Origin of the sequence: Allolucifera butyrica, from assembly GCF_900476375.1 — a bacterium.
In the GTDB taxonomy this organism is placed as follows: domain Bacteria; phylum Bacillota; class Negativicutes; order Sporomusales; family UPPP01; genus Lucifera; species Lucifera butyrica.
In genome coordinates this window covers 15,158-41,830 of the sequence record NZ_UPPP01000127.1, presented here as the reverse complement: position 1 = coordinate 41,830, position 26,673 = coordinate 15,158, and the positions used below count along the sequence as shown (strand labels likewise).

Here is a 26,673-nt window from a genome sequence, read left to right as displayed (position 1 = left end):
TTACCACAGCCCTCTGCCGCCCCTTCCCTCGCCAGTTTAAAGCCTCCTCCCCGTAAGTATATAGGTCACAATACCTCCCCTTAAAATTCAAAGCCTCAACCCTGCATTCTACAAGGATTGAGGCTTTGTGATAGTTCTATAAAGAAAAGATTGTTAGCGTTGTATTAGACTACAATTTTAATATCCCCTTAGTTCCCAATTTTTTATTTCATTTTCAGATACTCATTCCATAGTTTCTGAAAAGCAGTGAGAGACCTTCTGATCATTTCCCCATCGACACAATAGGATAACCGGACATATCCGGGACAGCCAAAGCTATCTCCGGGAACCATAAGCAAATCATATTTTTTCCCCATTTCACAAAAAGCAGCGGCATCCGGTTCCAATGCCTTTAAAAACAGGTAGAATGCTCCTTGCGGCTTTACACACCGATAACCAATTGTCCGTAATCCATCATACAAAAGGTCCCTGTTTCTCTTATACGTTTCAATATCCGAAGTCTGTCCGATACAGCGGCCAACCACCTTCTGGAACAGACTGGGAGCGCAAACATATCCCATTACCCGCCCGGCTCCACAGACTGCAGCGTAGACTTTACCGCTTTCTTCCATTTCATCCGGTACCAGAATATACCCAATCCGTTCTCCCGGCAGTGACAACGACTTACTAAAGGAATAACAAACAACCGTATTCGCATAATACTTTGTTAAATACGGCACATCGAGTCCGTCATAGACAATTTCCCGATAGGGTTCATCCGAAATTAAAACAATCGGACGGCCATTTTCTTTTGATTTTTTATTAAGCAGCTTACATAATGCCGTGATTGTTTCCACCGAATAGACCGCTCCGGATGGATTATTTGGAGAATTAATAATTACTGCCTTGGTACGGGCTGTAATCATTTCTGCCAATTTTTCCATATGAATCTGAAAATGCTGCATATCTGGCGGAACAATTATCACTTTTCCGCCTGCCGCTTCCGCAAATAGACGATATTCAGGGAAAAAAGGCGCAATAACGATGACTTCATCATCTTCTTTTTCGATAATTGCTCTTAAACATATGGTCAATGATGCAGCCGCGCCACAGGTCATATAGAAATTATCTTTATGAAAATTTGTCTGATAGGTTTGGTTTAAATAATTGGCAATGGCCGCTCTGACTCCGGCATCCCCCTGGGCGGACGTATACCCATGAACGGCAATAGCAGGCTCATTTTTTAACAGGTCAATCAAAGCATCTTCCACAGCCTGCGGTGGTGGAAGGGCCGGATTGCCAAGACTAAAGTCATATACATTTTCCTTACCGACAATTTCTGCCCGCATCTTTCCGTACTCAAACAATTCACGGATAGCTGAACGGTTACTGCCTAATTGATACATTTTTTCTGAAACCATTTTCACTTCCTCTTTCTGCTGTCCTAAGCGTTTACTGGCCGGTTTCGTCTTTATAACAAACTTTATTTCCCATAAAAAACAAAACTCCTGCCAATTTGGGGCAGAAATTTCTTGGCATCTGCTTGCCACAACTGCCAATTATAATATATAGCAATTTACTGTGAATTATTTTAAACTAATTATATGAATAAAAAAGAAACGTCAATGGTTTCGATGCAAATTAATGGAATGGAGTGATTGTCTCTTGGCAAAAATTTTACTAGCCGATGACGAAGAAGAGATTCAAAGGATTGTAAGCTGGTATTTAGAATCGGAAGGATTTCAGGTTCTCGTGGCCCAAGATGGCCATAGCGCCCTGGAGTTAGAAGAGATGCATCAGCCTGACCTTTTAATTCTTGACATTATGATGCCCGGTATGTCGGGCTGGGAAGTTGCCCGGGCTATTACCCGCACTGTGCCAATCATTTTTCTTACTGCCCTTGATCACGAAAATGATAAGATTACCGGTTTTAACTTAGGTGCGGATGACTATATTACCAAACCCTTCAGTCCGCGAGAATTGCTGGCGCGAGTAAAGGTGGTTCTGCGTCGGAATGGCAAACTGCCGCTTAAGAGTGACATACTGCATTTCCCTGCTTTGTCCATCGATCCCGGAACACAAAGCATCCGGGTAAATGAAGAACGGGTCGATTTATCGGCAAAAGAATTTGCCTTGCTGCTTTTTTTAGCCCGTCATCCCCAGGATATTTTCACCCGGGAGCAGCTTTTGGTCAATATATGGGGCTATGATTTTGACGGGGATGAGCGCACTGTCGACACCACCGTGAAAAGAATCCGCCAGAAGATGGGCAGCACCAGAAATTATCTGCGCACGATTCGCGACTCCGGCTACAAATTCGAGGTGAATTCATGATAATCCGGCGCCGCTCCATCTTTTTCCGACTTCTGGTCAGCCATCTTTTGGTGATCCTGCTGTTAGCGCTGGCATTTAGTGTGTTACAAATTTACGTAATATATAACGGGAATGGCCCCCTTGTCCTTCGCAAACGGGTAACGGAGATCGCAGATTATTTGGCATCGCGGGCAGATACGAAACCAATTTTAGATTTGCAAACCTGGCAGTTGTTAGGTAAGGAAACCAATGCAACATTATGGATGACGGACACAGAGGGCAGTGTGATTGGCGGCACTCCCCCGGAAGGCTGGTCTGCCAATCATTCTCTTGCACCGCCAACAACGGACAGTACATTTACCCGTTCATTTATTATGGCGGTGCCTACTAAAGTCTCAGGCAAGCCTGCCGTCTTGTATGCTTATCAAGATAGCCATTTTAGAATCCTTTTCGGCAGAACGTTTTTTTTGATTCCCTTCCTGATCGGTGTCCTTATAGCCATACTATTAGGATTTCTCTCATCGAGTAATCTGACAAAATCGATAACGAATATCGCTACGGCTGCTTCCCGTTTTTCCTCCGGTAACCGTGACAGCCGGACAACAACTACAGGGGATGATGAGCTGGGCGATCTGGGGCGAAATTTCAATGCCATGGCGGACTCCATAACCCGCACCGAAAAAACGCGGCGGGAATTTTACGCCAATGCTTCCCATGAGCTCAAAACGCCATTAAGTTGTATGCAAGCAACAACGGAAGCCTTAATCGACGGAATCGCCAAAACTCCGGAAGATTACCGGAAGCACCTCCGGAATATACATTCAGAAATACTGCGCATGACACGGATGATTCGAGATTTATTAGATTTGGAGCAGCTTGAGGCCGGCAGTATGAATATACGCCGGGACCGTGTGGATATTCGCGCTCTGCTTTCTCAACAGGCCGATAAAATTCACGATTTACTGAAAACCAAAAACCTATCCCTTGTATTAAGTCTAAAAGCCGATCATTGTTTTATATGGGGCGACCCGGACCGGCTGACTCAAGTTTTTGACAATCTTTTAAGTAATGCCATTCGCCATTCGCCGCAAGGTTCCCGTATTAGCATCGTCCTGGCTAACGATAATACTAAATTAAAAATCTCCGTATCTGATCAGGGTGAAGGAGTGTCCGAGAGTGAATTGCCCCTTATCTGGGAACGCTTCTATCGCACAGATAAATCACGTACCAGGGCATCCGGCGGCAGCGGTTTGGGTTTATCAATAACCCGCAGCCTGGTAGAAGCAATGGGTGGCGCTATTTCCGTCAGCAGCACCAAAAAACAGGGCACAACCTTTACAATCGAATTTCCTATCGCCTAACGGCAAAAGTCTACTTTCTGTGTATCGTGATTACATCACCAATTTTAATGGCCGGAACGTCCTTGTTTTCGACATATAAACTGCCGCCCAACCCTTCCTTTTCACCGGTAAATCGCAAGGTTATATGCCCTAGTTGCTGCAAATTCGTTTGTACTTCATCACCGACATAAGAAATGGTATATTCCCGACCGGCAATAACCAGTATGTCATTTTCTCTGATGATACCGGCAACCTTATTTTCACCATGCAAAATGCAATAGTCAGCCAATTCTTCCGGGGCATTTTCTTTAAAAAGGATGATCATTTTATCCGCTATAAAGGCTGCGGCCGATTCACCGATGCTGGTCACGGTAGTATTATAAATCACCTGCATCTAAACTGCCTCCCCGATTACCCTTTAATTTTAAAAGCAATGAAAGTATAGATTTATACCTTTCATTGCTTTTTTACGTTGAGGCTGCTTAAAAAGCGCGTCTACGTTGTTGCGGCTGCGCGTTCTCACTCAACGTACGCCTGAGTACGCCTTCGTTCGAATGCTCGCCGCGCCTAGTATCCGCATCTTTTCAAGCAGCCTCACGTTATTTAGAATAGAGGCCAAAGCTTGCTAACCAGGCAATGGCTACTGTTGTCGGACCGGTTATAAATCTTGAATACAGTACTGAAGGAACTCCGACTTCTACTGTCTCAGCTTCCGCTTCCGCCAATCCCAAACCAACCGGAATGAAGTCACAGGCGGCCTGAGAGTTAATGGCAAAAAGCGCCGGCAGGGCTAGTTGCGGTGGAATGCTGCCCTTGCCGATTTCCACACCGACCAGTACCCCGATTACTTGAGCAATCACGGCGCCTGGTCCTAAAAAAGGTGACAGAAAGGGAAATGAACAAATTGCTGATAAGAGCAACAAGCCTTGAATCGAGCCTGCCAAAGGAGTTAATAATTTGGCAAAGGCGTCGCCGATGCCGGAGCCTAAAACAACGCCGATGAGCATGCATACAAAGGCCATGAAAGGCAATATCGTTTTTATAATGGTATTAATCGTGTCGCGGCCGGCTTGATAAAAGGTCCCGGTGATTGAACCCATTGCTTTGCCGACTGCAGCCATGAACCCCGCGGTCGTCTGTTCACTGATTTTTTTGCCCGTATCATAAGTGCGCGGTTTCACCCTTGTTTCTTCTTGCCCTTTCGCAGTAGATTCCATTTGCCCTTCATACAACTGTACATTAGCTTCTTTTACATCGGATACGTAAATATCAGCTTTGATATGTTCGGCTAAAGGACCGCTAGGACCTGCGGGCGTTAAATTAACAGTGGGGATTCTCTTTTGCGGATATATGCCGCAGCGCAAGGTTCCGCCGCAATCAATGACAACACAAGCAATTTCAGGATCCGGCACCTTGGTTTTAAAGCCGTCGACCAAAGTACAGCCGCTCAATTCGGCAATTCTGACCGCAATCGGGGAAATCACACCGCCGGTTATATTTACGACCTTGTTTTTAACATCATCGGGAATAATTACTAAGGGTCCGCCAAATCCGCCTTTGCCTGCATGGATAATAACTGATTGGTAATTAGCCATTTTTTCTCCTCCTATGCACTAATGTTCGATTGAACGGCAATAATCTTGGCCTTTAATTTAATACCCTGCTGTCTTTCCACATAGGCGGTGGTATAGTCCGTTACCCAGCCTCTAATAAAGTTGGTAACAACACCCACCAGAAAATACCGGACCGCCAAATCCACGGTCGACAAGCCTAACTTAGTTATGCCGGCGGCGATACCAAGGAATACAAACAATTCGCCAGGATTTACGTGGGGAAATAAACCGTTTAGGGTATGGCAGGAAAACGATCCGGCAGCATAATAACTGGGCTTGTATTTTTCCGGCATAAATTTACCTAAAGACAAGGTCATGGGATTACAGAAAAAGAAAGTTCCAACAACAGGCAAAATGAGATATCTGGAAATCGGGTTGCCTGCACACAGATGGGCCAGCTTTTCAATCCTCTCCTGACCGACAAACCGGATTAATGCATTCATCGCTACCAGCAAGGTGATTAACGTTGGCACGATCCCCGTCAGCATACCGACAAAAACTTTGCCGCCTTCATTAAACATTCCTATAAAGCCTTTTGCCAATAAAATTAAAGAATCCATACAACTACCCTCTTTCTAAAAATTTTGTAATAATCCCCCGTCACACCGGTGCATTTTCTGTCTTTAAGATCTCTACCTCCATTTCCCCGGTAGTTTGAATAAATGCTTTATAGTTTTCTACAGCATTTATTACTGCTTTAGCCGTTTGCTTATCCATTTCCGCCCAATCACCACCAGTTATTTCCATTAAATTTAGATTATTGAAAATAGTAAAGGGCTTAAGACGGGCGAAAATTGAAATCCCTGCCATCTTTTCGCCCTTGATAATATTGCAATTTGGGTCGATGCAAAATAATACCACTACCCCGGCCATGAACCGCCCTTTTGACTTTCCGGCTACCACCCTGCCGTCCTGCCTTAACAGGCGAAAACGCTGATTAAAGTGCTTTACTTGCCACAATCCTAGTAACGTTTGTAATATCCAGACCCCTGCCGCCACGAAAACAAACCACATTATGCCGGCCCTCCCGTTCTATAGTATACTTACCCTTTAGTGCATGACCTGTCCGCCGGTGATATTTACCGATTGGCCTGTCAAGTAAGAGGCTTTCTCGGAAGCATAAAAAGTGACTACGTTAGCCACATCCTCAAAGGTACAGCCCCGCTTCAACGGCACTTTATCAATATAATGCTGTTTTACCGCAGCTTCCGGTATTCCCAGTTTCACTGCATATTGAGGCACTAAGCTTTCAAACATGTCCGAATCTAAGAGATTCCCTAACATCATGGAATTGACCCTGATGTTGTGTTCCGCCAGATCCAAGGCCAGACTTTGCGTCAGCCCCACAGCCCCAAACTTGGACGCTGAGTAGCCGCTGTTATGTTTACTGCCAACCTTACCGGATTTGGAATTTATGACGATGATGGAACCTTTAATATTTTTTTCAATCATTACCCTGGCTGCCTCACGGGCACATAAGAAATAACCGTTCAGGTTGACATCCACCATCCAATTAAAGCTCTTCAGTTCAAATTCGGTAATCTTATTGCTTTTAGCCACGCCGGCATTATAGATTAATACATCGATCCGGCTGAATTGCTCTACTACAGCTTGGACCATGGCTTTTACTTCATCTTCCGAACATGCATTTACTTTTACGGCAAAACCTTTGCCGCCGTTCGCGTTAATTTCGTTGGCAACCTTTTGGGCATTTTCATATATCAGATCCGTAACAGCTACTATATATCCTTCCTTAGCCATATGCTTACTTAGAAATTTTCCCAAGCTTCTACCCCCGCCAACGACTAATGCAACTTTAGACATAACGATTCCCTCCGTAATTTAATATTCTTGTATAATTGTAAAGAGCCATGTGGCAAGCGCAATCCGTGCTTAGCCCATGGCTCTTACATAATGACAATGTAATTTCTCTTCACATTTCTCTTCAGCAACTTTTTCTATTTTAATAAGGAAGCTTTCCTTACTTCCCTTAATCAGTACTTCTTGATACGTAAAAAGGTTATAAATTTTATCCCCCGGCTGCAAAGTTTTCTTTACATTTTTACTCATTGCATACCTCTCCTCTTAAACCATGGCAATTTTGAGTATAAATCAGGTGCTTAGCCCATGGCCCTTACACGAAAAGGCAACCCATCCTAACCTTTGCTATCAAAGTCAAGCAATCGTTTAGCCGTTTGTTCATCAGATATTAGTACATTAATAAATTTACCCTTTAATGCTCCGTAGATGGCCGGCACCTTCTCGGGCGAAGCTGCAATGCCAACGGAATATTTGACTTTTTTTAATTTTTCCAGGTCAATGGCGATAGTCCGGTCTTTTAATTCTGTATCGACAACGTTGCCATGAATATCGTAGAATCGGGAACAAATATCGCCTACTACTCCGGCATCATTAAGCTGCTCAATATATTCCCTGCCGACACTCCCTGTCCAAACCAGGTTTGAGGACTGTACGGGCACGCCGATTCCTACTACGGCAATACTAATTTCATCCCACATTTTGACAATTTTGCGGCAATTCATATCCTGCATAATGGCCGCTCTTATTACCGCAGAACCGGTAATAGCCGGCGCATACAAATAGTGGCTTTGCGCTTTAAAGGCCTGCCCAATCTTATATATAATCGTGTTAACATGAAACTCACTGTCTAAATTCTCCGGGCCGCCTACCAGGGGAATCATCTCGGCCTTTACCTCATTCCATTTTTCCAGGGAAGCAAACCTTGCTAATGCCCCGATTGTCGACCCCCAGGCAAAACCAACAATATCCCCGTCGCTAATAATCCGGTTTAAAAGCTTAATTCCGGCCTTCCCCAGGTTATTTTTTACTTCGTCTAACTTTGAAGCTGACGGCACGATATATACTTCTTTAAGGCCAAACTTCTTTTCCAGGGCTGTTTCCAGGCTGCTGCCCAGGTCATCCACAACGGTAAATTGCACTACCCCGGATAATACAGCTTTTTTTAGGTATTTGCTGACAGTAGTCCGATTAATGCCAAGCCGATTCCCAATTTCATTTTGATTCATATTTTCTATGTAATACATATGCGCAACTTTTATCAGCATCCGTCTATCCGTAGTTATCATCTTTGACCTTCCGTCATTAAATTTTAACCCTTAGTTATCTCACTGTCACATTTGTGACTACTAGTAACTTTTGTTATCTTGTATTTATGATAATATACTTTTTCAATAAATGCAATAACAAATTTCTAAATAGTATAAACATTTTATATCCACTTTTGGCACCCCCAACTTATGAGACAATATTTCTCCCAAATTACAGCCAAAGTATTTCGTAATTCACTAAGTTTATCTTTGCCGGGAGAATTATTGTTGAATGACAAAGGACTGCGAAAAGATGCTTATAACTACTGTGTTCTCCAAAAATTCAAAACCTCAACCCTGCAGTTCGGGGGTTGAGGCCTTGTCATACGGTGAAAAAGTTTTGTTAGAGCCTTTCTATATGGACTACCATTTAATGATCCCCTTAGTCTCCAATAGGGCATTGGCAACTAATTCACACGCCATTACGTATTCGTCCGGAATAGCCGCTGAATTTGTGATACCAAAATTTACAGAAGCTTTAAACCCAAACCGGTGGTAATAACCGGGATCACCGACAAGGAACACCGAGTTATAACCCAGTTCTCTGGCCAAGCGAAACCCTTCATTAATTAATCGAGAGCCGATCCCCTTATTCCGGTATGCTAAAGCAACTGAAAGAGGTGCCAATAAAAGTGTTGCAGCTCTTGCATCCCCGTTAACGATATAAGTAGTAGTGAACATAATATGACCGATTAAATTCTCATGTTCCTCGGCTACTAAAGCGAGCTGCGAAATATAACCACTCCCGTTGCGTAATTCATTGACAAAATCTTGTTCCTTGCCGTTCGTAACTTTAGCCGTTTCAAAAGCGGTTTTAACCAGGTCATATATTGCTGTAAAATCCTTGGCGTTTTCCTGCCTGATAATTATATTCATCCTATACCTCCTGCATTAGTTAACGTAACTAACATCCGGGAGGCTATACCTTTATTAGATTGTATATACCTCCCGGTTTGATACCGACTCTAATGCGCCAGATATAAACATACGAACATCTCCTTTCGTTATCCAATGGCTTTATGCCAAATGCTTACTTTCGTTTCTGGGCAGCAAGCCAATCCATTAATTTAACCTGCTGTCCGTTGATTTCTTCGGCGCATTGATCGTTGTAAACATAAATCCAGGACCAGTGTCCATTATATTCATACGGCGAGCCGTCTGCATTTTTATAAAGTCCTGTCATGTCATGAACATTATCAAAGAAGCTGAAATGAACGTCCTTGGCACCGGCGTCCTGAAGACGTTTAAAAGTTGGTACTACATAATCAGCCGGGGGTAATATCGTATCCGTTTTGGCGGCAATAAACCAGATCGGGCTATTTTTTAAGGCTTCAATATCAGCATCGCTGATCAAGGAGTCACGAAGACCTTCACAGGTTGGAAAGGCTGCCGCAAAATAATTCGGATAATCCCGGATCATGACCATCGTCATATAACCGCCATTGGAGTCACCGCCAATATAAATACGGCTTGCATCAATGTTTTTATGACTTGCTACATAGTTTTCAATCAAACCCATGAGCGATTTTTCATAAATAGAGGTACCATCCGCCATACCGGTGAAGCCATGCATCCAGTAAGTCGGCGCCTGCGGTACAAGCACATAGGCCCCGCCGAAATGAGATTGTAAGCCCGGGGCACTAAACATATCCGCTTTATTGGCTGAAATGGGAATCGACGGATTGTCACTGCCGCCTTCCCCCATGCCATGCAGCCAAATAATCAGCGGATGTCTTTTATTATCCTTCGGGGCAAAACTTGCATAAGGAAGGGAAACACCTGCATAACTCCCATGACTAAACGTAAAATTATCTACGATTGGACGAATATTACCGGCAGATTTATCAATGACAAGATCTTCAATATTTCCGTTAATCGTTTTAATCGGTTTTACCTGCGTAATTGTATAATCGGAGCGAACCCAATTATTAAAATAAGTGTTCATATCGAAATTAAGCGCCGCTCCCAGTGTAACGGTAGGACCAACCTTCATTTCAATAACAGCATAGTGTCCTGCTTTTGCTGCATTACCATCCTTATCCGCAACATAAACATCTGTAATCTCACGGTACCCTTCCAGTTCAGTCTGTGCCAGAGGCGTCGAACCCTCCGCAAGCTTGCGTTTCACATATACCCTGAAAGTATCCTTAGTTATCGCTCCGGCCTTAAGGTCCCGGCCGAGGTCTACGATAACTCTTGGAATTGCCGCCCCCCAGTCATATACTTCCGTGACTGTGCGGTAAGACGGCTCCGCAGCTTGTGCAAGGACCATGCCTGTCAGGAAAAACATCATAATTACCACCATACTAAAAATTTTTATAAGCTTTCTCCGTATGTCCATTTTGTCCCTCCTCAGATTCCCGTGATGTTAACCTATTGAAATAGTATGAAGTTTCGTTACAATTTAAACATACTAAATTTCCAGTTAACTGCAAGAAATTGAGGTTTTACAATTTAAAGCCGCGGCGGCAGGGCCGTTGAAAGACCGGACTTGTTTCTCATTATCTGACCGGCTTAGCTTGCAGCTCTTCTATGTGAGCACGGGTCTTCCTGGCTAAAGTCTGGTCATCCATGAACGGTAATGCTTTTTGATAAAATTGAACTGCTTTTTCCGTTTGATGTAACCGTTCGTAAATGATAGCGGCATTAAAGTATGCATTGACCGCCTTAGGATTCAATTCAGCCGCTTTCCTGTAGTCGGCCAGGGCCCTGTCCGTCTGTTCCAGCGCATCGAAATTATTTCCCCGATTGATATAGGCATCCCATGCCTTGGGACTCATTGCAATGATTTTGTTATAATCAGCAATCGCCTGCTCATATTCCGCCTGGCTTTGTTCCACTAAAGCCCGGTTAAAATACATTGTAATGGTCTTTTCCTTTTCATCCCTGGCATGAAGATAATCGCGAATGGCATTCTCCGCCTCAAATTGCCCATCCTGGTCCGAAAAGCCGGTAAAACCAACATGTTGCCCATTCTGTAATACAAGAACAATCCGGTGCGTGCCTCGGCTGTACTCGATGGTCGAATCCTTTACCTGATCCAGCGGCAGATTGATCGAGGTACGGCCGCTCCAAAAATTTCGTTCATTAATGGTAACCGTATTCGCAGATTGGTTAAAGAGCAAATAAGAATCGCTCAAAAGAAACCAGGCAATTATAATCCAAATTCCACTCCCAAGAAGCCCGCCGATCGAGAACTTAGGCGAGCGAGATTTTATGGTCATCCATAATAAAGGCAAGAAAGACAAAATACCGATCAATGCAAAAAATCCTCCCAACCAATAGTAAGGCGGAGAAATTACTTTTAGGCAGCCATCCCCTAACTTGATTACCTGGAATGCCGAATTAAAATCGAACATAAAAACGTAGCGCCAAAACCCATTCGATGGCGCGGCCTCCTTTTATTAGCTTCACGAACAAACGAGGTTATCGTTCCGTTTGTTAAAGAAAAGACACATATATTTTTCGTTTTGCAAGAGTATTCTCCTTTAAATCCCGGTCCACAGTAGACAATTATCTACACTCAACATAATATATATTAAAGACTCCTATTTCCTTGTACGATGCCGGACGGCATGTTGCCGGCAAATCAGTTTCCGTTTGTTGAATCTATTATAGTGGAGAGATTTTTTATGCCAACTACCGCCGAAATTAATCAAAAATACTTTCGGCCTTCTTGTCTGCCTGCTATAAACAGTAGAGGCTTTCCAGTAAATTTCTTTGAACCATATACTGGCAAAAAATACAATGAAATTGTTGTTCCCGGTTCGCTTCTGTCAAATCCGACAGATATGATCATCAACTTTTTCAGCCTTTTAAGAGAAGCAAACAATTTTCCCGGATTACCGCCTGTTGGCTGTGGTTCTATTGGGCTGGGAGCAACCCCTTTACCGGTCGCTTACCATTTTTTCTCCTCATTCTATCAAGCTAAGCATTCCTACAATGACTTTAGCAATTTATTTAAGAATGTTGCGCATATAAATTTAATTAAATTGTTACAGTTAGTTCACCATAATAATTACTACCGCTATTTTATTGAAATCGAAACGATCCAGAGTATTAAAAAAGGTGTCACCTGCTTTGTTTATTATTATGGTTTTGTTACAGTCGAAGGAGAAAATGGGGTATTCAAAATTTCAGACATGACCCTTACCGGAGAAGACTTTCTATGTGCTGCCTATCACGGTTGGAGTCACAACGCGGAAGAATCGGTCGCAATCCGATATGCCTGGTGCAATTTGATCAAAAAACAGTCCCCTGCGGAACAAACCGGTTTTATAAAAAACATTTACTTTCTAGGCACGGATGGCGCTGATTACCTTATACAATTTATAACACTAACCAATGGAACCGATATTGAAATTGCCCAATTTAGAAGAGAGCCAAACCAAGTTTGGACGCCGATTCATATCGATCCAACCAAGTGCCTCCCAAGCAATCAAAAAAATACTTAAGGGCTTATTAATTATTATTTTGAGCCAAAAATCAATTTATGGCCTAATAAATTTCTATTTACCATAAAAAATAAAACTCCTGCCAAATAATACAAGATTTGGCAGGAGCCCCTACTGTTGGTTCGCTTTTTCCGAGCTGCGTCATATAGCTCTTCATCTAGCATTAGACAAAAAACTCTTATTATCATATTGGCCGAGATATTCCTGGCCTATTTTTTGAAAGACTTCTAACCCTCTCAGAAACTTCCAGCCCAGTTCGGTAAGAAAGTACTCAACTTTTAAAGGATATCCTCCGTAAGTTATTTTCTCAACAATTCCACACTCAATTAATTCACTCAGATGCTGTATAAGCATCTTCTGATTTATACCTTGAATATCTTTATTCAGGGTAGAAAGTTGCTGCTTTCCTAAGCGAAGTCTCCAGATTATAATTGGCTTCCATTTCCCGGAAATCATGTCAAGTGTTACTTCTAATGGACAAGTAAATTCACTTCGTATTTTCACTATTGTCCTCCTAATTGATTTCTATCCTGCAATGAAGGCAATAATTCATTTATTATAAACCGCTTTTAAAGTATATTGAGCTATGACATGTCCATCCATCGCTTTATAAAGCTCATTTACGTAAAACCCATTATCTAAATCCAGTGAGATATCTAACGCGAATACATGTATTTCATAGCTGTGCGATTTATCGGGAGGAGTCGGACCGCCATATCTTGCGGCTTCGTACCTATCTAATGGTTGCGGCAGTAAGCTGCTGGACCAGCTATTTGTACCTTGAATAAAATCTTTTCTGCTTATGCTGGCATTTTCCGCTACTGAATCTTTAGTTAAGTTGGCGACAGACCAATGCAGCCAGGAACATCCTACTACCGGAATTGCATCCTTATCTTCCATAATTACAGCAAATGTTTTAGTTTCTCGCGGATATTCCTTAATGGTTAAGGGCAATGAATAGGTTGGCATGTCTTTTAAAAATTGCGTCCCATACGTTCCATATTTTTTATCAATGATCCCATCAACAATACCACTACTAATAACAATCATATTTTCCCGACTCCTTCTTCTGTTTTAATCTGGTTTCCTGATGTGATTAACCAAGTTATAAATAGTGAAAATAAAGCAATCACGTGCTTCTTTATGCATTTAGTATAAAACAGATCAAAAATAGAGACAATTACTTACTTTTCTGTGGGTATACAGGATTGTCATTATTTGTTGTAGAATATAATTACAATAAAATAAGTCTAATTATCACCATAAATTTGACAGTAACGGAGTAATCATTGTGTTTTTATAAATAAATTAGGAGGGAAAATATGTTTAAAGAAATGAGACGGCAAGATAGAGAGCTTGCCCCGGAAGAAACGGCAGAAATCTTGACCAACGGAGTCTATGGCGTTTTGTCCCTGAATGGCCAAAACAGTGGAAACCATGCCTATGGCGTGCCTGTAAATTATGTATATAACGGCAATTGCCTTTATATCCACTGTGCTATGGAAGGGGAAAAGTTAGCCCGTATACATAACAATAACAAGGTTTCCTTTTGCGTTGTAGGAAAAGCCAATATACTGCCGGAAAAGTTCAGCACCCAATATTCAAGCGTCATTGCTTATGGCCAAGCCCATGCAGCCGGTGAAGAGGAAAGGGTTAACGCCTTGTTGGCCTTCATTGATAAATATTCCGCCGACTTTAAGGAAAAGGGTATAGAATATGTTGCTAAAGCCCAGCAAAAAACCCAAGTGGTGAGAATAGACATCGAGCACGTCACCGGAAAATCCAGAAAAGCATAACTTGCGTTATAAAAGGCTTCCAGTTGGAAGCCTTTTAACATCTTAGCGTATGGCATGAATATGAAAAATAGCTAAATGCAAAAACTATTGCTGTCGAAGAAAGGGTAGAATAGCACCAAAATAGCTATAATAATTAGAATCCATCGGACCCCGTTACAACCGGGACCATAACCACAAGCAGCAAAACTCATGAGAATTCCTCCTCAGAAAATAATACCCTTTATATCTTATGTTAAATAAAGAATGACGGTTCCATTGCGTAAGAAAAACCGCTGCCGCAATTTTTCGGCTCGTGGCGCAGGGCTCAGGGCGCGAAGAAAGCCCGTCTAAAGATTTTGGCGGTAACCAGGCAGAAACATCGTCTTGTCATAAGCGGAGGTTAAGTGGTAACGGCGAAGCGTTGATAAGGCGATGCTTCTGCCGTTAAGGCTATAAACTTATACTTTACAATAGAAATAAGAAAAACCGCTGACGCGGTCTTTCAGTAATTGGGTTTCTTTTCAGTAACTGGCACGCAGCGAATCGACATACTTCCTATATTGGCGAAACTGCTCGGCTTGTCCGTTATTGGGAGAATCATAATGGTTAAAGCTAAAGCTTGTAAACTTAGTAACATATTTACTTTCGGCATGGATTTGACGAATAATCCGGCCAATGGGCGCCGGCGCAAAGCCTGGCGTAAATGTTTCCAGGTCCGACCATAGCTGTGTCTCCGGTCGAACTTCCCTAATTTTCGCCCTCAAAACAGCCAGCCATTTTCCGATTGTGGACACCGAAGCATGGCCGGAACCAATTCCATCCTGAAGAGCAATCACATCAATGGGAGCCACTTTCAAGATATTGCCCCACATATCGGCATATTTAAGTACATTCTGCCCTTCGTTCTGATTAAAATAAGGGGCAATCATCACCGGCTTGGCTGTGGTGGTATGGACCGTTTCGGTAATTTCCTTATAGGCCTTGGCCATTCTTTTTTGTTTTTCTCTATTCTGGAAATGTATGTTGTCAACCTCCATAGGCAGATAAAAACCGGCAATTGTGTTGGCATAGGTCTTACCATATCGCTGCCATAATTCTTGAACAACCTTTTTATTCAGGCTGACTTCATTGGTCAGCCATTTTTCATCATTTGCATAATGCTTATCCCAATCCTCATTCCAATTCAGTCCAAGCCAGACTTTCAGGCCCTTTTTTTTCGCTTCTTTTAAAGAAATTCCCACCAGATCGCGGGAAGAAACCCGGGAAAATCCGGAAAGGGAAGTTGGATAGTATGCTTGTTTCTTCTTGCTGTCTACTGTCCATTGCCATATGACATGATTCATTCTAACTTCTTTCATCGCATCATACTCGGCCGAAAAGTCGGTATCCGTCCAGTTAATTACAAGGTCGGGCTGAAAAAAGCTTCCGTTTAATAACTGAGTCCCGGCAGTGTTGCTTTTTATGAGCTCTTGCGCCGGATCGATTGCCAAAACGGCTCTATTTGATAAGATAAAGATTATTATGGCGCTGGCTAAAAATCTACATAGGAACTTATCAGGCCGGATTTTCATGGTCTGTAGTTCTCCCTCTAAGGTCTTGAACCATATATTGACAAAATTAAATCTGCTGTTGATTATCAAACTTTCACAACATATATTCTGTACATACCCCCAAAATGCCTGCCAAACATCCCGTTCCAATATCCGCCACTGCCAAACAGTCAGGACGCAAAGGAACGGCTGCCACCGTTCTGCCTGCCGTCATTTAATACATTCATTCAAGTAGCAAATACGGTTGCGCCCTTGCTTTTTACCCAAATACATCGCTGCGTCAGAGTTTCGCATTAAGCTGGTGATGTCGTCTCCATCTTCCGGGAACAGGCTGATCCCTATACTCGCAGAAATTTTTACAGTATGGGAATTGATACAAAACGGCCTCCGGCTTTCTTCTAAAATACGGGAAGCTACCTTAATGGCATCATCATTGGTCTTAAGGTTGGGTAAAATCAAGACAAATTCATCTCCACCCAGCCGGGAGACGGTATCACCCTCTCTAACGCATGACAGTAGGCGGTCGGCAACTTCTTTCAGCAAAATATCGCCGCCTTCATGGCCAAATGTATCATTTACATTTTTGAAATTATCCAGATCTAAATATATAACGGCAATTTTTTCCCTGTTATGTTTGGCTTGGTCAATAGCTAATGATAAACGGTCTTCAAACAGGCGGCGATTAGGAAGACTTGTTAGGGAATCGTGGTATGCGTAATATCGGGCTTTCTCGATATTGGACTTTTGCTCCGTGATATCCGCAAACACCAGGGCGCAACAATTTGTCTGCGGGCTGTAGGCTGATATTTCAAACCATTTGTGGAAAAGGGCTGAATAATATTCAAATGTTTCGCGCGTTCTGCTGCTGCAAATGCGGTTCATGAACTGAATCCAATTCAGTTCCGTGTTTTCCGGCTTAAAAATTGACTCGCTGATTTTTACGCCGACAAGTTCATCATGGTTCAGACCGGTGAGTTTTTCTAAGCTGCTGTTTACGTCCATTACCTGGTAATCGATGATGGCGCCGGCTTCATCTTCCAATCCCCGGAAGTAAATAAATCCGTTATTTAAATGATTGAAGAGGGCTCGATACTTTGCCTCGCTTGCCTGCCGGGCGCTTTCCAGTTTTTTACGGTCCGTAATATCAACGATAACCCCGACTAATCCCGCTACTTGGCCATTCAGGTCGAAATAAGGCGCTTTATTGAATATAACATCCCGTATTTCACCGGATTTATTTTTCACCTGATATTCATACACCTGGACTTTGGGGTCGGTAAATAACGCAGTATCCATCTCATGATACTTCTCGGCAAATTTTTGCGGCGAAATATTATATACCGTTTTACCAATGATTTCCTTTTTATCTATGCCGAGAAATTCAGCAAATGCTTTGTTGCAAAACTGGTAACTACCGCTGCTATCCTTATAAAATATTGGATTAGGCATGGTATCAAGCATACTCTGTACTATTTTCAATATTTCCAAATTCTGGGGTTTGCGTGTCTCAAAACCGGCAAAAAGCTTCTTCATGCCTTCAGATCCTTTCCGGAAGTTTGTGCAGTTGCAGGAAGCGATTAGCCGAAGCCGCGGAAAACCAAATCAAAGCAAAGACACAGCGCGAGACACGGTAGCGATTCCCTCATTCATAGTTGTCGGTATAGCTTATTTTACTTTATTGATATCCACATTTCCACCAAGACACCACAGGCTGATGTTATTTACTCCCCGCCCGGCAGCGATGGACATCCAAAACTTCAATGTTTTCGCATCAGCATACCATACTTGGTGGGAAATACCTAAAGCATCTTTATAATGAAAGACCAGGCATTGACTGGCTTCATCCCTGCTGGCTTTGGCGCCATAGGTCGTTGCCAGTTTTTTGGCCTCCACCTCCGTCAACAACCTTTTTTCCCCATTGCTGCTCCACTCGCAACCGCCGGTGGCAAAGGCCGCTGATTTTTCACCCGGTAAAGCTTCCATTTGAGTTAATGTTTTTAAGATAAATTCTTTATTGGCCTTGGGGCCGGGACCACTATGCAATCCATAAAGGTTATAGAACATAACCACATACTCCGGTCCCCGGGGAAGCCCGGCAGCGGAAAATGGCGTACTTGGTTCCAATACAACTCGTAATTTTAAATGATGTTGCAACGCTTTTCCATAAAGTTTTTCAATAAATCGCACGAAGGACTGGCCAATTTTTTTATTTTGCCATATTCTTTCATAATCAATTTCTATGCCATCATAGCCACCCTGCAAAGTCAGTTTTAGGATTTCATCAATATGTTTCTCCATCGATGCATCATTGGAAAACAACCGGCGAAGAACATCGGTATCTTTCAGTACAGACGTTCCGTCAGGATTCTCTTTATCATTGACGAAAGTAAGGTAGGTTTCATATCTTTCCTTTTTCCTTCTCAGTTCTTCTCTTTTGTCGCCAAGCTCTTTCGGTATAAAAACATGGTCATTTTTATCAAAATAAGCGCCGAAATAGGAAAGTTTATCTAATTCATTTCCTATTTTCCGCAAATCGTTTTCGCCTGCCTCCAAATCCCAATAAACCAGCCAGGTCGATACTTTGGCTGGTTCTTTGGCAACTGCGTGGCCAGCAAATTCATTATTATAATTACAACCCGTAAGGATCACCAAAAGAGACGTAATGACTATTGCCGCTTGAGAAAATTTACAGAACATGCTGCGCACACACCTGACTCCTTTACTGATTATAAATTTGCAACAGACCAGTTTATTAAGGCATCCCATAGTTGCTTCATTTTAAACTTGACGGCATCCAAACCTTGCAGCCGGCTGTCAAATAATATCTTTTCCTGTTCGGCCCCTGTATTTTCAGTGATAATAAGCTTTTGAAACACACCGTCATATACGTCGTCCGCCAAATTTCTTTGACTCCAGCCATAACCGCCCCAAGCCGATTCCAGATAAACAGAACCCGGCTGCCCATTTGCGACCTGCAAATCTTTTACGGCATCTTTTCCGTCTATCCGAATGCTGATCCTATCTCCCTTAAGAGACAATGACAACATGCGGTCGCCTTTCGCGTGAACACTAAGGTCAGGTACATATTCCTTCGCACCTCCCACCACGGATGAAACCGGTTCCATTTTTTTCGCTTCCAGCCGTTTGGCATAAATCTTTGCTTTTTCCGCCGAATTGGCATATCTGGCGAAAGTCTCCAATTCCCGGGCCTCTGCCGCTTTTTTATCTTCGGGAACAGATACCGGTTCCTTGCCGTCAAGTCGGTCCAAGTTTAATTTAAATAATTCTTTTTCGACGCCGCCCGCTTTTTCGGCAACATATAGAATATTGTTAAAAATAGCTACGGACAAAAACCGGTTCAAGGTTTCATCTGCTCGCAGATATATTTTCTGCAGCCCAAGCTTATTTCCTCTTAGTCTTACAGAAAGTTTCAGGTCTTTAAAATCATTGCTGTTCTTTAGACGCACTAACCCCCGGTCTTTGGGCAAAGAAGTCAAAATCATCGTATCATCCTGAATTTCTAATGCTCCTTTACGCGTTTCCCAGTCTCTTTGTCTGTTTAAATCCCCTTTTACAAAATCCAGATTTTGATTAATATCGTATTTTATGCGCATTAACAAGTGATTCGTAGACCAATAAGCCTGCGGCTGCATCCTTGTTAAATCATAAATACTGCTGTTTCGCCGGTTGAAACAAAAGCCTTCCCGGTTGAAATTCATTTTAAACAAGGTTTTAATCCAGTATTCATTTACGGCGCTTACCTTGTCATTATTGCCAAAGCTTCCGGTATTGGAGTGCATTAAAATATACATTTGAGGAACGTACCCAATCGACTTGGTATAAATATCCCGCATAGCTTCATAATCATAACTGATCCGTTTCTTCATCTGGTCGGTGCTTTCTTTGGGAATCCCGTACTTGTCCCGGATATAATCCATCAAATAGTGGTTGTACTTACGTCCCAGATACGGGGCGACACTGGAGAATTCCAGTGGGCTTAATTCTCCCAGGTAATTGTCATAACGGTCAAATACATTAATAAACGCCAGCCGGTAACCGTTGGTGCCCATTTCCCAAAAAGTCGTTTTTTGCAATTCTTTTAGCTCATCCGGCTTTAAAAATTTCATATCTTTTTCCGCAAACTTTTCCGGATAAGTCAGCATTGTCGCTTTATAATTCAAGTCCTCCAAAATCTTTTGGGCAAAAATAGCAGAATCCCTTCTGCCGTCTTCAAAAATTAAAAACAATGATTTTTCCGGCAGTTCTTTGCCTGACTGATAGTAATTTAAAATATCTTGCTGGGTAATGGTTACATACCCCAAATTTTTTAGCGCCTGCAATTGTTCCCGCAACCGGGCCTCACCAATTAAAGTTTGATTTCCGGTTCTGTCTACCCCGAAATAAGCCAGGGCGATGAATCCTTTATCCCCCGAGAATCGTGTATTCTGCGGCGTATAAGGTGTATACCTCTTTAAGGTAAAAAGCGCGGTAATACAAATCGCAGCGATCGCCAGCAGAATAACAATTTGTATCACTACCCGGATCCACTTTTTTCTGTCTTTGCGGGCCGTAAATTTTTCATTTCCTATCGTCATCGTCTTATGCCCTCTCGCTCTTTCCGCGGTTCTTTTTTAACCGCTCCGCAATATCCGCCGGCGTCATGCGGGTTCCCCAGGTCGATTTCCAGAAGGTGAACCAGGCAATCGGCATTTGCCATAAAAGCACGGCTTCATAGTATAAACAGAACCATAAGCCGAAAACCCAGGTTGAGCTTTTTCTCAGCAGCAATTGGGCCATACTCATGAGTAATGCCATTAAAAAAAGACCCAGGAGAAAGGTAAGCGGAAACACCCTGTGCGCAAGGGGAATATAAATCATATTATAAATAACGATGACCGGCGCTAAAAGCGGGACAAGCACCCCCATATAAAAAGATAATGCCATAAACGGTTCTTTCCGCCACATAAATCCGGCCGCAGCCAGAGACTCCCTGAGCCATGAGCGTTTCCAGCGCATCTGTTGTTTTAAAAATACACTATATTTGTTTGGCACAATGGTATTGCAGATTGCAGTATCCTGATACCCGGTGCGATTTTCCTTTAATATTAAATTCGTCATGCTCCGGTCATCGCCAAACGTGGCTTTTTCTCCCAAAAACGTTTGGTTTAGCCATGCATCCATATGTTGAATAACCAGATCTTTCCGGTAGCAAGAAAGCGGGCCGGACAAACAGGTGACTGCATCAAAATAGCTTTCCGCCGCTTTCATAATACGAAAGGCAATATAATACCTTACCGCCTGCATTTTCGTAAGCGAATTGGTGTAGGTGTTGGCAACGTCGGTTCTGCCGGAAACCCCCCCCATTTTTGTATCTCTAAACGGTTGAACAACGTTACGGATAGCGAATGGGTCTAAAAAACTGTCCGAGTCAACAAACACAATTAATTCATGCCGGGCCATTAAAGCGCCTTTCGCCAAAGCTTCCCGCTTGCCGGCGTTTTTTTCCTGTTGAATATAATGAAGCCTGGTTGCGAGATCATAGCGGGTTTCTTTGCTTTTCAGCTCTTCTATAATTTCTTTTATTTTTTCCAGCGACCGGTCGTTAGAATAATCGTCAACGACAACTACCTCCAGTTTATCCATTGGGTAGTCTTGATTAATACAGCCTAAAATCGTTCTTTGGATCCATTGTTCCTCATTGAAACAGGGAATAACAATCGTAACCCCCGGTGTAAAGTCTTTATCAATAGGAACGGGGCGATAAAAAGAGGCAAACAGATATCTGGAAAGTAAAAAGGTAGCCGCAATAATACTGTACATATACAAAATTTTATTAAATTTGAAATAGAGCACACTTTCCGCCCGCATTAAAATGATACCGGCAGTAATAAAGAATAAGAACACCGCGGCGGCCGACAACATATACCCATTCTTCTTTTTGGTTGCATACTGCGCCAGGGTTTCGGCAAATTCTACCCCGCAAAAGGTTTTCCCCTCTTCGTTTTGAGCAAAGCGGACATATTTCGCGGCAATATCAACTTTCATCTCATATCCTTCCGGCATCGTGCCGGGTATTATGGTAAATTTCAACCGGATTTTCGAGGCTTGACCTAAATCCTGAGCAATTTCCGGAGAAACTTGCAGCAGCATACCCGTAGATGATATATCAACCCCTTTAGCGAGACACTTTACTTTTTTGTCGGCAGTAGTATATTGGATGGAAACAGCATAATCAACCACATACCGTCGGCCCATTGCTTCCGTTTCTATAAGATTGGCGATATTGTCAGGCGCCCCATTTCCCGTTACGCGGCGCCGGTCTATATTGGTACGCGTTCCTTCGTTGTCGGGCGCTTTGGACAACAACCTGCGGTCAGGTTTAGAAACAAGTAAAATATCCTCTTTTTCTTTTATTTCTTGCTGCAATAACTTTTTCACCGGTACCTCCCCGCCATTTTACACTGAACAAAACCACGTTCATGACATTATTGCCACTTTATTGCCTGGTACAGCTATTACTATTCAGTGCTTTTATTTATTTGCCAGTAATCATTTATTTGCGCATAGCCATCCGTTAAGTAATCCGACAATCTGCCGACTTTAAACTTGGAAGGATCCGAATCCGCCTTGGCTTCATTGGCCGTCAGCAATATATCCAAAGCGGTTGCCGTGTATACTTCCGGATCCCCCATATGCATAACCAGAATCGCGCCTTTTCTTAATTCGCCGCTTGGAGTATATAATATGTCTCCCATTCTTTTTACAATTTGCGAGACGCTTTTGGCTTTATAATCATACGTTTCACTGCCGCCGACAATATATTGATAACCCGTTGTAAGCAGCGCCTCCAACCCCATCTTACTGATTGCCATCTGGGGCGGACGGAAAAATCTGGTCAACGCGGGTTTTCCGCCGATAGTTACATCGCCTGTAACATCCAGCAATTTTTGATAGGCTGCAGCAAGCTCTCTTACATATTCTTTCTTATCTTGCGTACCGGCTTGCTTGCCTGTGTTCGGGTCCCGAACTACCATTGGCTTATGTAAATCAGAATGACAGCCAATGTTATTCCCCTCAACTGCAATTGTTCGCAACAGATTTGGGTTATTCAACACATTGTGCGTGAGAATAAAGAAAGTTGCCGGTACATTATGCTTGCGCAATACATATAATATTTTATTGATTGCCGCATCCGAACCCCAGTCGTCAAAGGTTAGGAAAATAACCTTGTCTTTGGTGTGTACGAATCCGGTATGGTCGAGGCGGCGGACTTCCCGTTTCGAGAATCCAAGCATACGGTCATCGTAACTAACATCCTCGTTCCCGATATAGCGTTTTGAAGCTTCAGACAAAAAATGGTGTTCATCAATCTGCAGCTCACTTTCCTCAATTCGTAAAGGGGCCGGGATATTTACCGGGTCTACCGGATATTGATAAACAAATTCCGGATTATTAAGAATTGCCCCCACCGGTTTAATCACATACTGTGAATCATTGGCCGGATTGTTCGCAGGATTATCAAAGGAGGTTGCATACGCAATGTTATCTATCTTCCGCTGTTTGATTGCTTCGATTAAATTGCCAACCAGTTGGTCGTTCGTATAAAAATCCATTCTAAAGTATAAAATATCTCCGCGGGCTAAGGAAATTATCGAATTGCGGAAAATTTCCGTTATGACCTGATCTGCGGAAGTGTAATCTTTATCTTTGCTTTGAACAATATTGATGGATTGGCCAATCAAATTGCACCCGGCAGCAAAAACGGCCTCCTTGGTAGCATCCGATATGGCCCCCCAGGGTTGTTTTACCAGGTCGGCAGTTACGCCAAACTGCTCTTGCAACCCCTTGCGGCAACGCAATATCGCCTTGAAAGTCTCATCAAAGTTTGCCCTTCCTTTTGGTGTTATGGTAATACCGATTTCATGCCCGTTCTCAATAATTTCCCTTATTGTTTCGGGTTCCTTTTTCATTTCTGTTTCCGTCACAAAAAATGTTGCCTTAATACCAAGGTCGTTCAATTTACCCAATACATCGTTTACTACCGTTTTATTGGATAATCCGCCAAAAGTATAGGCAAGCGCCGGCTCCGTGGTTGGAATGAACCTGATTTCATTGGCCTTAGCCATAAGCTCCGCCGCATACGCCGTCCGGCAACTAAATAACGCTCTGACTTGCTGTTGGATAAAAAGCGCCGTTTTTGCCAGCAGTGAAAAATTCGCTTTTACCTTCTCTGTCCGGCTTTGCAGGAAGTTGATTTTATCCTGGCTAAAAGTTGCAAAATCTTCTACATAGTCCGTGGTATAATTCGCCTTTTGCAGCGCAATACAAACTCTTTCTATCGCGTCGGCAATCTCTTTGTTTCCCAATTCTGTCGCTTTTGGCAGTTCCTTTAAACCCGGCTGTTTGTCTACGGCCGGTCTTAAATCGGTTTTTCCCGATTCATTGGGAATCGGCTCCGGACCGGTTTCCAGCTTTATGGAAACAATACTTCCCGGTCTGATTTTGCTGACAAAATCATCGGCTGCTTGCAAAGAATTTATTTTTTTCCCGTCAAAAAAAACATCGGTTTTTACAACACTGTTAAAACCGCAGGCTTTAGCCACTCGCAGCAACGAATCCGTATATTTTGTATTATTGCATTTTAACAAATTCGGGCCTTGGTCGGTAAGAACTTTGATGATTTTTTGTGAATAACAAAAATCCTTAATTAATCTTTCCACCGGCAAATTTTCCATCTTCGCCCTGCCGGAGAGCGTATAGTTTTCTATATTCTGTCCTGCGCTCCGGATATTGGCAACGGTTTGCGGGTCTTCGGCGGCTTGCATACCGTCAACAAAAAATGTTGCCTTAACATTATATTTTTTTAATAAGTCCAAAATCTGCTGCATAGTAGTCCGGTCCGTTAATCCGTCAAAAGTTAGGGCAATCTGGCGCCGGCTGCGGTCACCATGTAAAATGACGATTGCTTTTGCTTGATTCTCTTTCATCCGCTCCTGCGCTTGCATTATGTCCGCATCAGCATTATATGCATCCTGCAAGCCGGTAATATTGCTGTGATAATCGCCGTTTGTCCGCGTCGTAAAAAAGGGTTTGAAGAGAAACACTCCCGCTAGGCCAATAGCTATAAATATGAAAAGTACTATTACGATTACTCTTTTTTTCACCTATGTCACCTCTTATCGTTAAAGACTCCAGTAGGAATATCCTTTTGCTTCAAGCTCTTTGCGTAAAAATAGATTCCGTATGTCAATTATGATCTGTTGGGTTTGATGGCTGCGCCGTTTGAACATACGCTCTAAATCGGCGGAACCTAAATTTTCAAATTGCCGGTGTGCTACTAAGAACGCCAGGCAATCCGCATTGCTGATATCTTTTATGTCGACCAGATCCATAGCGAAATTCTTTTTGAATTCTGCTTTATCAGCGACAGGATCTACCACTTTCACTTGAATTCCATAGGAGATAAGGTGTTTACAAACATCCATGGCCTTTGAATTACGCATATCCGGACAATTCTCTTTAAAGGTTATTCCCATGATAAAAATATTGGCTTTCTTTACGTTTATATCCGATTGAATCATCCTTTTTATCATAGTTTCAGCAACAAAAATCCCCATATTGTCATTGATTTTTCTGCCGGCGGCAATAATCTGCGAATGATACCCCAGCAGTTCCGCCTGATAAATAAAGTAATACGGGTCGACACCAATACAATGCCCCCCTACCAATCCCGGGTAAAATCCCAAGGCATTCCATTTGGTGTTCATGGCGTCGATTACATCTTTGGTATTAATTTCCATGCGGTCATAAACCATGGCCAATTCGTTCATAAAGGCAATGTTAATATCTCTTTGAGCATTTTCCGCTAACTTAGCCGCTTCGGCCACTTTAATACTGGGTGCTTTATAAACACCCGCCTCAATAATTAGCTCGTAAACAGCCGCAACGGTGTCCAGGGTCTCTTCATCCATACCCGAAACGATTTTCCGGATATTTTCCAGTTTATGCACCCGGTCCCCCGGATTCACCCGTTCCGGCGAATAACCGATTTTGAAATCTTTACCGCATACCAGGCCTGATTCTTTTTCTAAAATGGGTACGCAAATATCTTCGGTTACACCGGGATACACCGTCGATTCGAAAACAACAATACTGTCTCTCGCTAAATTTCTTCCTATTATTTGACTGGCATTGACAACAGGCGTCAAATTCGGTGTTTTATCTCCATTGACCGGCGTTGGAACAGCGACAATGATAAATTTAGCTTCTTTTAACCGTGTCGGGTCCGTGGTAAATTCCAATGCCGTACTCTGTATTTTTTCATTACCGATTTCATGGGTTGGATCCATTCCCCTTTTGTAAGTGTTGATTTTTTCTTCATTAATATCAAAACCCAATGTCTTAACTTTCTTAGCAAAAGCAACAGCAACCGGCAAGCCTACATATCCCAGGCCCACAACTGCTAAAAAATCTATTTTCTCCCGTATCCGCTCGAAAACTTCCATCTGCTTTCCACTCCGC

24 protein-coding genes are annotated in these 26,673 nt (G+C 42.8%); 4 read left to right on the top strand and 20 right to left on the bottom strand.

Features of this window, described 5'->3' with window-relative positions:
* Window positions 1-203 precede the first annotated feature (203 nt).
* Complete coding sequence (locus tag LUCIF_RS23735; RefSeq protein WP_122630289.1) at window positions 204-1,400, bottom strand: pyridoxal phosphate-dependent aminotransferase; 1,197 nt, start codon at window positions 1,398-1,400, stop codon at window positions 204-206.
* Between the two features lie 244 nt (window positions 1,401-1,644).
* On the opposite strand from LUCIF_RS23735, the gene LUCIF_RS23730 reads away from it, so the two are divergent.
* Together LUCIF_RS23730 and LUCIF_RS23725 are read left to right on the top strand one after the other, a co-directional pair.
* Window positions 1,645-2,313 carry a response regulator transcription factor gene (locus tag LUCIF_RS23730; RefSeq protein ID WP_122630288.1) on the top strand — a complete coding sequence of 223 codons (669 nt, stop codon included), beginning with the start codon at window positions 1,645-1,647 and terminating at the stop codon, window positions 2,311-2,313.
* Complete coding sequence (locus tag LUCIF_RS23725; RefSeq protein WP_122630287.1) at window positions 2,310-3,653, top strand: sensor histidine kinase; 1,344 nt, start codon at window positions 2,310-2,312, stop codon at window positions 3,651-3,653. The genes LUCIF_RS23730 and LUCIF_RS23725 overlap by 4 nt, the downstream gene beginning before the upstream one ends.
* A 10-nt stretch (window positions 3,654-3,663) precedes the next feature.
* On the opposite strand, the gene LUCIF_RS23720 is transcribed toward LUCIF_RS23725, so the two are convergent.
* From LUCIF_RS23720 to LUCIF_RS23680, 10 genes are all read right to left on the bottom strand, one after another.
* Window positions 3,664-4,026 (bottom strand): PTS glucitol/sorbitol transporter subunit IIA, encoded by a 363-nt coding sequence (locus LUCIF_RS23720; RefSeq protein ID WP_122630286.1) that lies wholly within the window; start codon window positions 4,024-4,026, stop codon window positions 3,664-3,666.
* A 205-nt stretch (window positions 4,027-4,231) separates the two neighbouring features.
* Complete coding sequence (srlE, locus tag LUCIF_RS23715) at window positions 4,232-5,227, bottom strand: PTS glucitol/sorbitol transporter subunit IIB (RefSeq protein ID WP_122630285.1); 996 nt, start codon at window positions 5,225-5,227, stop codon at window positions 4,232-4,234.
* 11 nt (window positions 5,228-5,238) lie between these two features.
* Entirely contained in the window at window positions 5,239-5,805 is a 567-nt protein-coding gene (gene srlA / locus LUCIF_RS23710; RefSeq protein WP_122630284.1) for a PTS glucitol/sorbitol transporter subunit IIC, read from the bottom strand.
* Between the two features lie 40 nt (window positions 5,806-5,845).
* Window positions 5,846-6,259, bottom strand: coding sequence for a transcriptional regulator GutM (locus LUCIF_RS23705; protein ID WP_207858386.1), 414 nt, complete (start codon window positions 6,257-6,259; stop codon window positions 5,846-5,848).
* Window positions 6,260-6,295: 36 nt separating this feature from the next.
* Window positions 6,296-7,069, bottom strand: a complete 774-nt coding sequence (srlD, locus tag LUCIF_RS23700; protein WP_122630282.1) for a sorbitol-6-phosphate dehydrogenase — start codon at window positions 7,067-7,069, stop codon at window positions 6,296-6,298.
* Between the two features lie 69 nt (window positions 7,070-7,138).
* Window positions 7,139-7,315 carry a hypothetical protein gene (locus LUCIF_RS26315; protein ID WP_165866144.1) on the bottom strand — a complete coding sequence of 59 codons (177 nt, stop codon included), beginning with the start codon at window positions 7,313-7,315 and terminating at the stop codon, window positions 7,139-7,141.
* A gap of 86 nt (window positions 7,316-7,401) precedes the next feature.
* Window positions 7,402-8,352, bottom strand: a complete 951-nt coding sequence (locus LUCIF_RS23695) for a sugar-binding transcriptional regulator (RefSeq protein ID WP_122630281.1) — start codon at window positions 8,350-8,352, stop codon at window positions 7,402-7,404.
* Window positions 8,353-8,736: 384 nt separating this feature from the next.
* Complete coding sequence (locus LUCIF_RS23690; protein WP_122630280.1) at window positions 8,737-9,249, bottom strand: GNAT family N-acetyltransferase; 513 nt, start codon at window positions 9,247-9,249, stop codon at window positions 8,737-8,739.
* Window positions 9,250-9,403: 154 nt separating this feature from the next.
* Entirely contained in the window at window positions 9,404-10,714 is a 1,311-nt protein-coding gene (locus LUCIF_RS23685) for a prolyl oligopeptidase family serine peptidase (protein WP_122630279.1), read from the bottom strand.
* 160 nt (window positions 10,715-10,874) lie between these two features.
* A complete protein-coding gene (locus tag LUCIF_RS23680; protein WP_165866143.1) occupies window positions 10,875-11,633 on the bottom strand; it encodes a tetratricopeptide repeat protein in 759 nt (252 codons plus the stop codon).
* Between the two features lie 372 nt (window positions 11,634-12,005).
* On the opposite strand from LUCIF_RS23680, the gene LUCIF_RS23675 reads away from it, so the two are divergent.
* Complete coding sequence (locus LUCIF_RS23675; RefSeq protein WP_122630277.1) at window positions 12,006-12,827, top strand: hypothetical protein; 822 nt, start codon at window positions 12,006-12,008, stop codon at window positions 12,825-12,827.
* Window positions 12,828-12,980: 153 nt separating this feature from the next.
* Here LUCIF_RS23675 and LUCIF_RS23670 read toward each other — a convergent pair whose 3' ends face one another.
* Window positions 12,981-13,331 carry a winged helix-turn-helix transcriptional regulator gene (locus LUCIF_RS23670; RefSeq protein ID WP_122630276.1) on the bottom strand — a complete coding sequence of 117 codons (351 nt, stop codon included), beginning with the start codon at window positions 13,329-13,331 and terminating at the stop codon, window positions 12,981-12,983.
* Between the two features lie 45 nt (window positions 13,332-13,376).
* Window positions 13,377-13,877, bottom strand: a complete 501-nt coding sequence (locus tag LUCIF_RS23665; protein WP_122630275.1) for a YbhB/YbcL family Raf kinase inhibitor-like protein — start codon at window positions 13,875-13,877, stop codon at window positions 13,377-13,379.
* Window positions 13,878-14,149: 272 nt separating this feature from the next.
* Here LUCIF_RS23665 and LUCIF_RS23660 point away from each other — a divergent pair, with 272 nt between their 5' ends.
* On the top strand, window positions 14,150-14,623 hold the full coding sequence (locus LUCIF_RS23660) for a pyridoxamine 5'-phosphate oxidase family protein (RefSeq protein WP_122630274.1): 474 nt from the start codon (window positions 14,150-14,152) through the stop codon (window positions 14,621-14,623).
* Window positions 14,624-15,123: 500 nt separating this feature from the next.
* Here LUCIF_RS23660 and LUCIF_RS23655 read toward each other — a convergent pair whose 3' ends face one another.
* From LUCIF_RS23655 to LUCIF_RS23625, 7 genes are all read right to left on the bottom strand, one after another.
* Window positions 15,124-16,173: a DUF4434 domain-containing protein gene (locus LUCIF_RS23655; RefSeq protein WP_122630273.1), complete on the bottom strand. Its 1,050-nt coding sequence runs from the start codon at window positions 16,171-16,173 to the stop codon at window positions 15,124-15,126.
* Window positions 16,174-16,362: 189 nt separating this feature from the next.
* On the bottom strand, window positions 16,363-17,685 hold the full coding sequence (locus LUCIF_RS23650; RefSeq protein ID WP_122630272.1) for a GGDEF domain-containing protein: 1,323 nt from the start codon (window positions 17,683-17,685) through the stop codon (window positions 16,363-16,365).
* A gap of 132 nt (window positions 17,686-17,817) precedes the next feature.
* Window positions 17,818-18,849 (bottom strand): glycosyl hydrolase family 18 protein, encoded by a 1,032-nt coding sequence (locus LUCIF_RS23645; RefSeq protein WP_122630405.1) that lies wholly within the window; start codon window positions 18,847-18,849, stop codon window positions 17,818-17,820.
* Between the two features lie 29 nt (window positions 18,850-18,878).
* A complete protein-coding gene (locus LUCIF_RS23640) occupies window positions 18,879-20,747 on the bottom strand; it encodes a polysaccharide deacetylase family protein (RefSeq protein WP_122630271.1) in 1,869 nt (622 codons plus the stop codon).
* A 4-nt stretch (window positions 20,748-20,751) separates the two neighbouring features.
* Window positions 20,752-22,590 (bottom strand): glycosyltransferase family 2 protein, encoded by a 1,839-nt coding sequence (locus LUCIF_RS23635; protein ID WP_207858385.1) that lies wholly within the window; start codon window positions 22,588-22,590, stop codon window positions 20,752-20,754.
* Window positions 22,591-22,670: 80 nt separating this feature from the next.
* On the bottom strand, window positions 22,671-25,316 hold the full coding sequence (locus tag LUCIF_RS23630) for a polysaccharide deacetylase family protein (protein ID WP_122630270.1): 2,646 nt from the start codon (window positions 25,314-25,316) through the stop codon (window positions 22,671-22,673).
* Window positions 25,317-25,334: 18 nt separating this feature from the next.
* A complete protein-coding gene (locus tag LUCIF_RS23625; RefSeq protein WP_122630269.1) occupies window positions 25,335-26,657 on the bottom strand; it encodes a nucleotide sugar dehydrogenase in 1,323 nt (440 codons plus the stop codon).
* Window positions 26,658-26,673 lie beyond the last annotated feature (16 nt).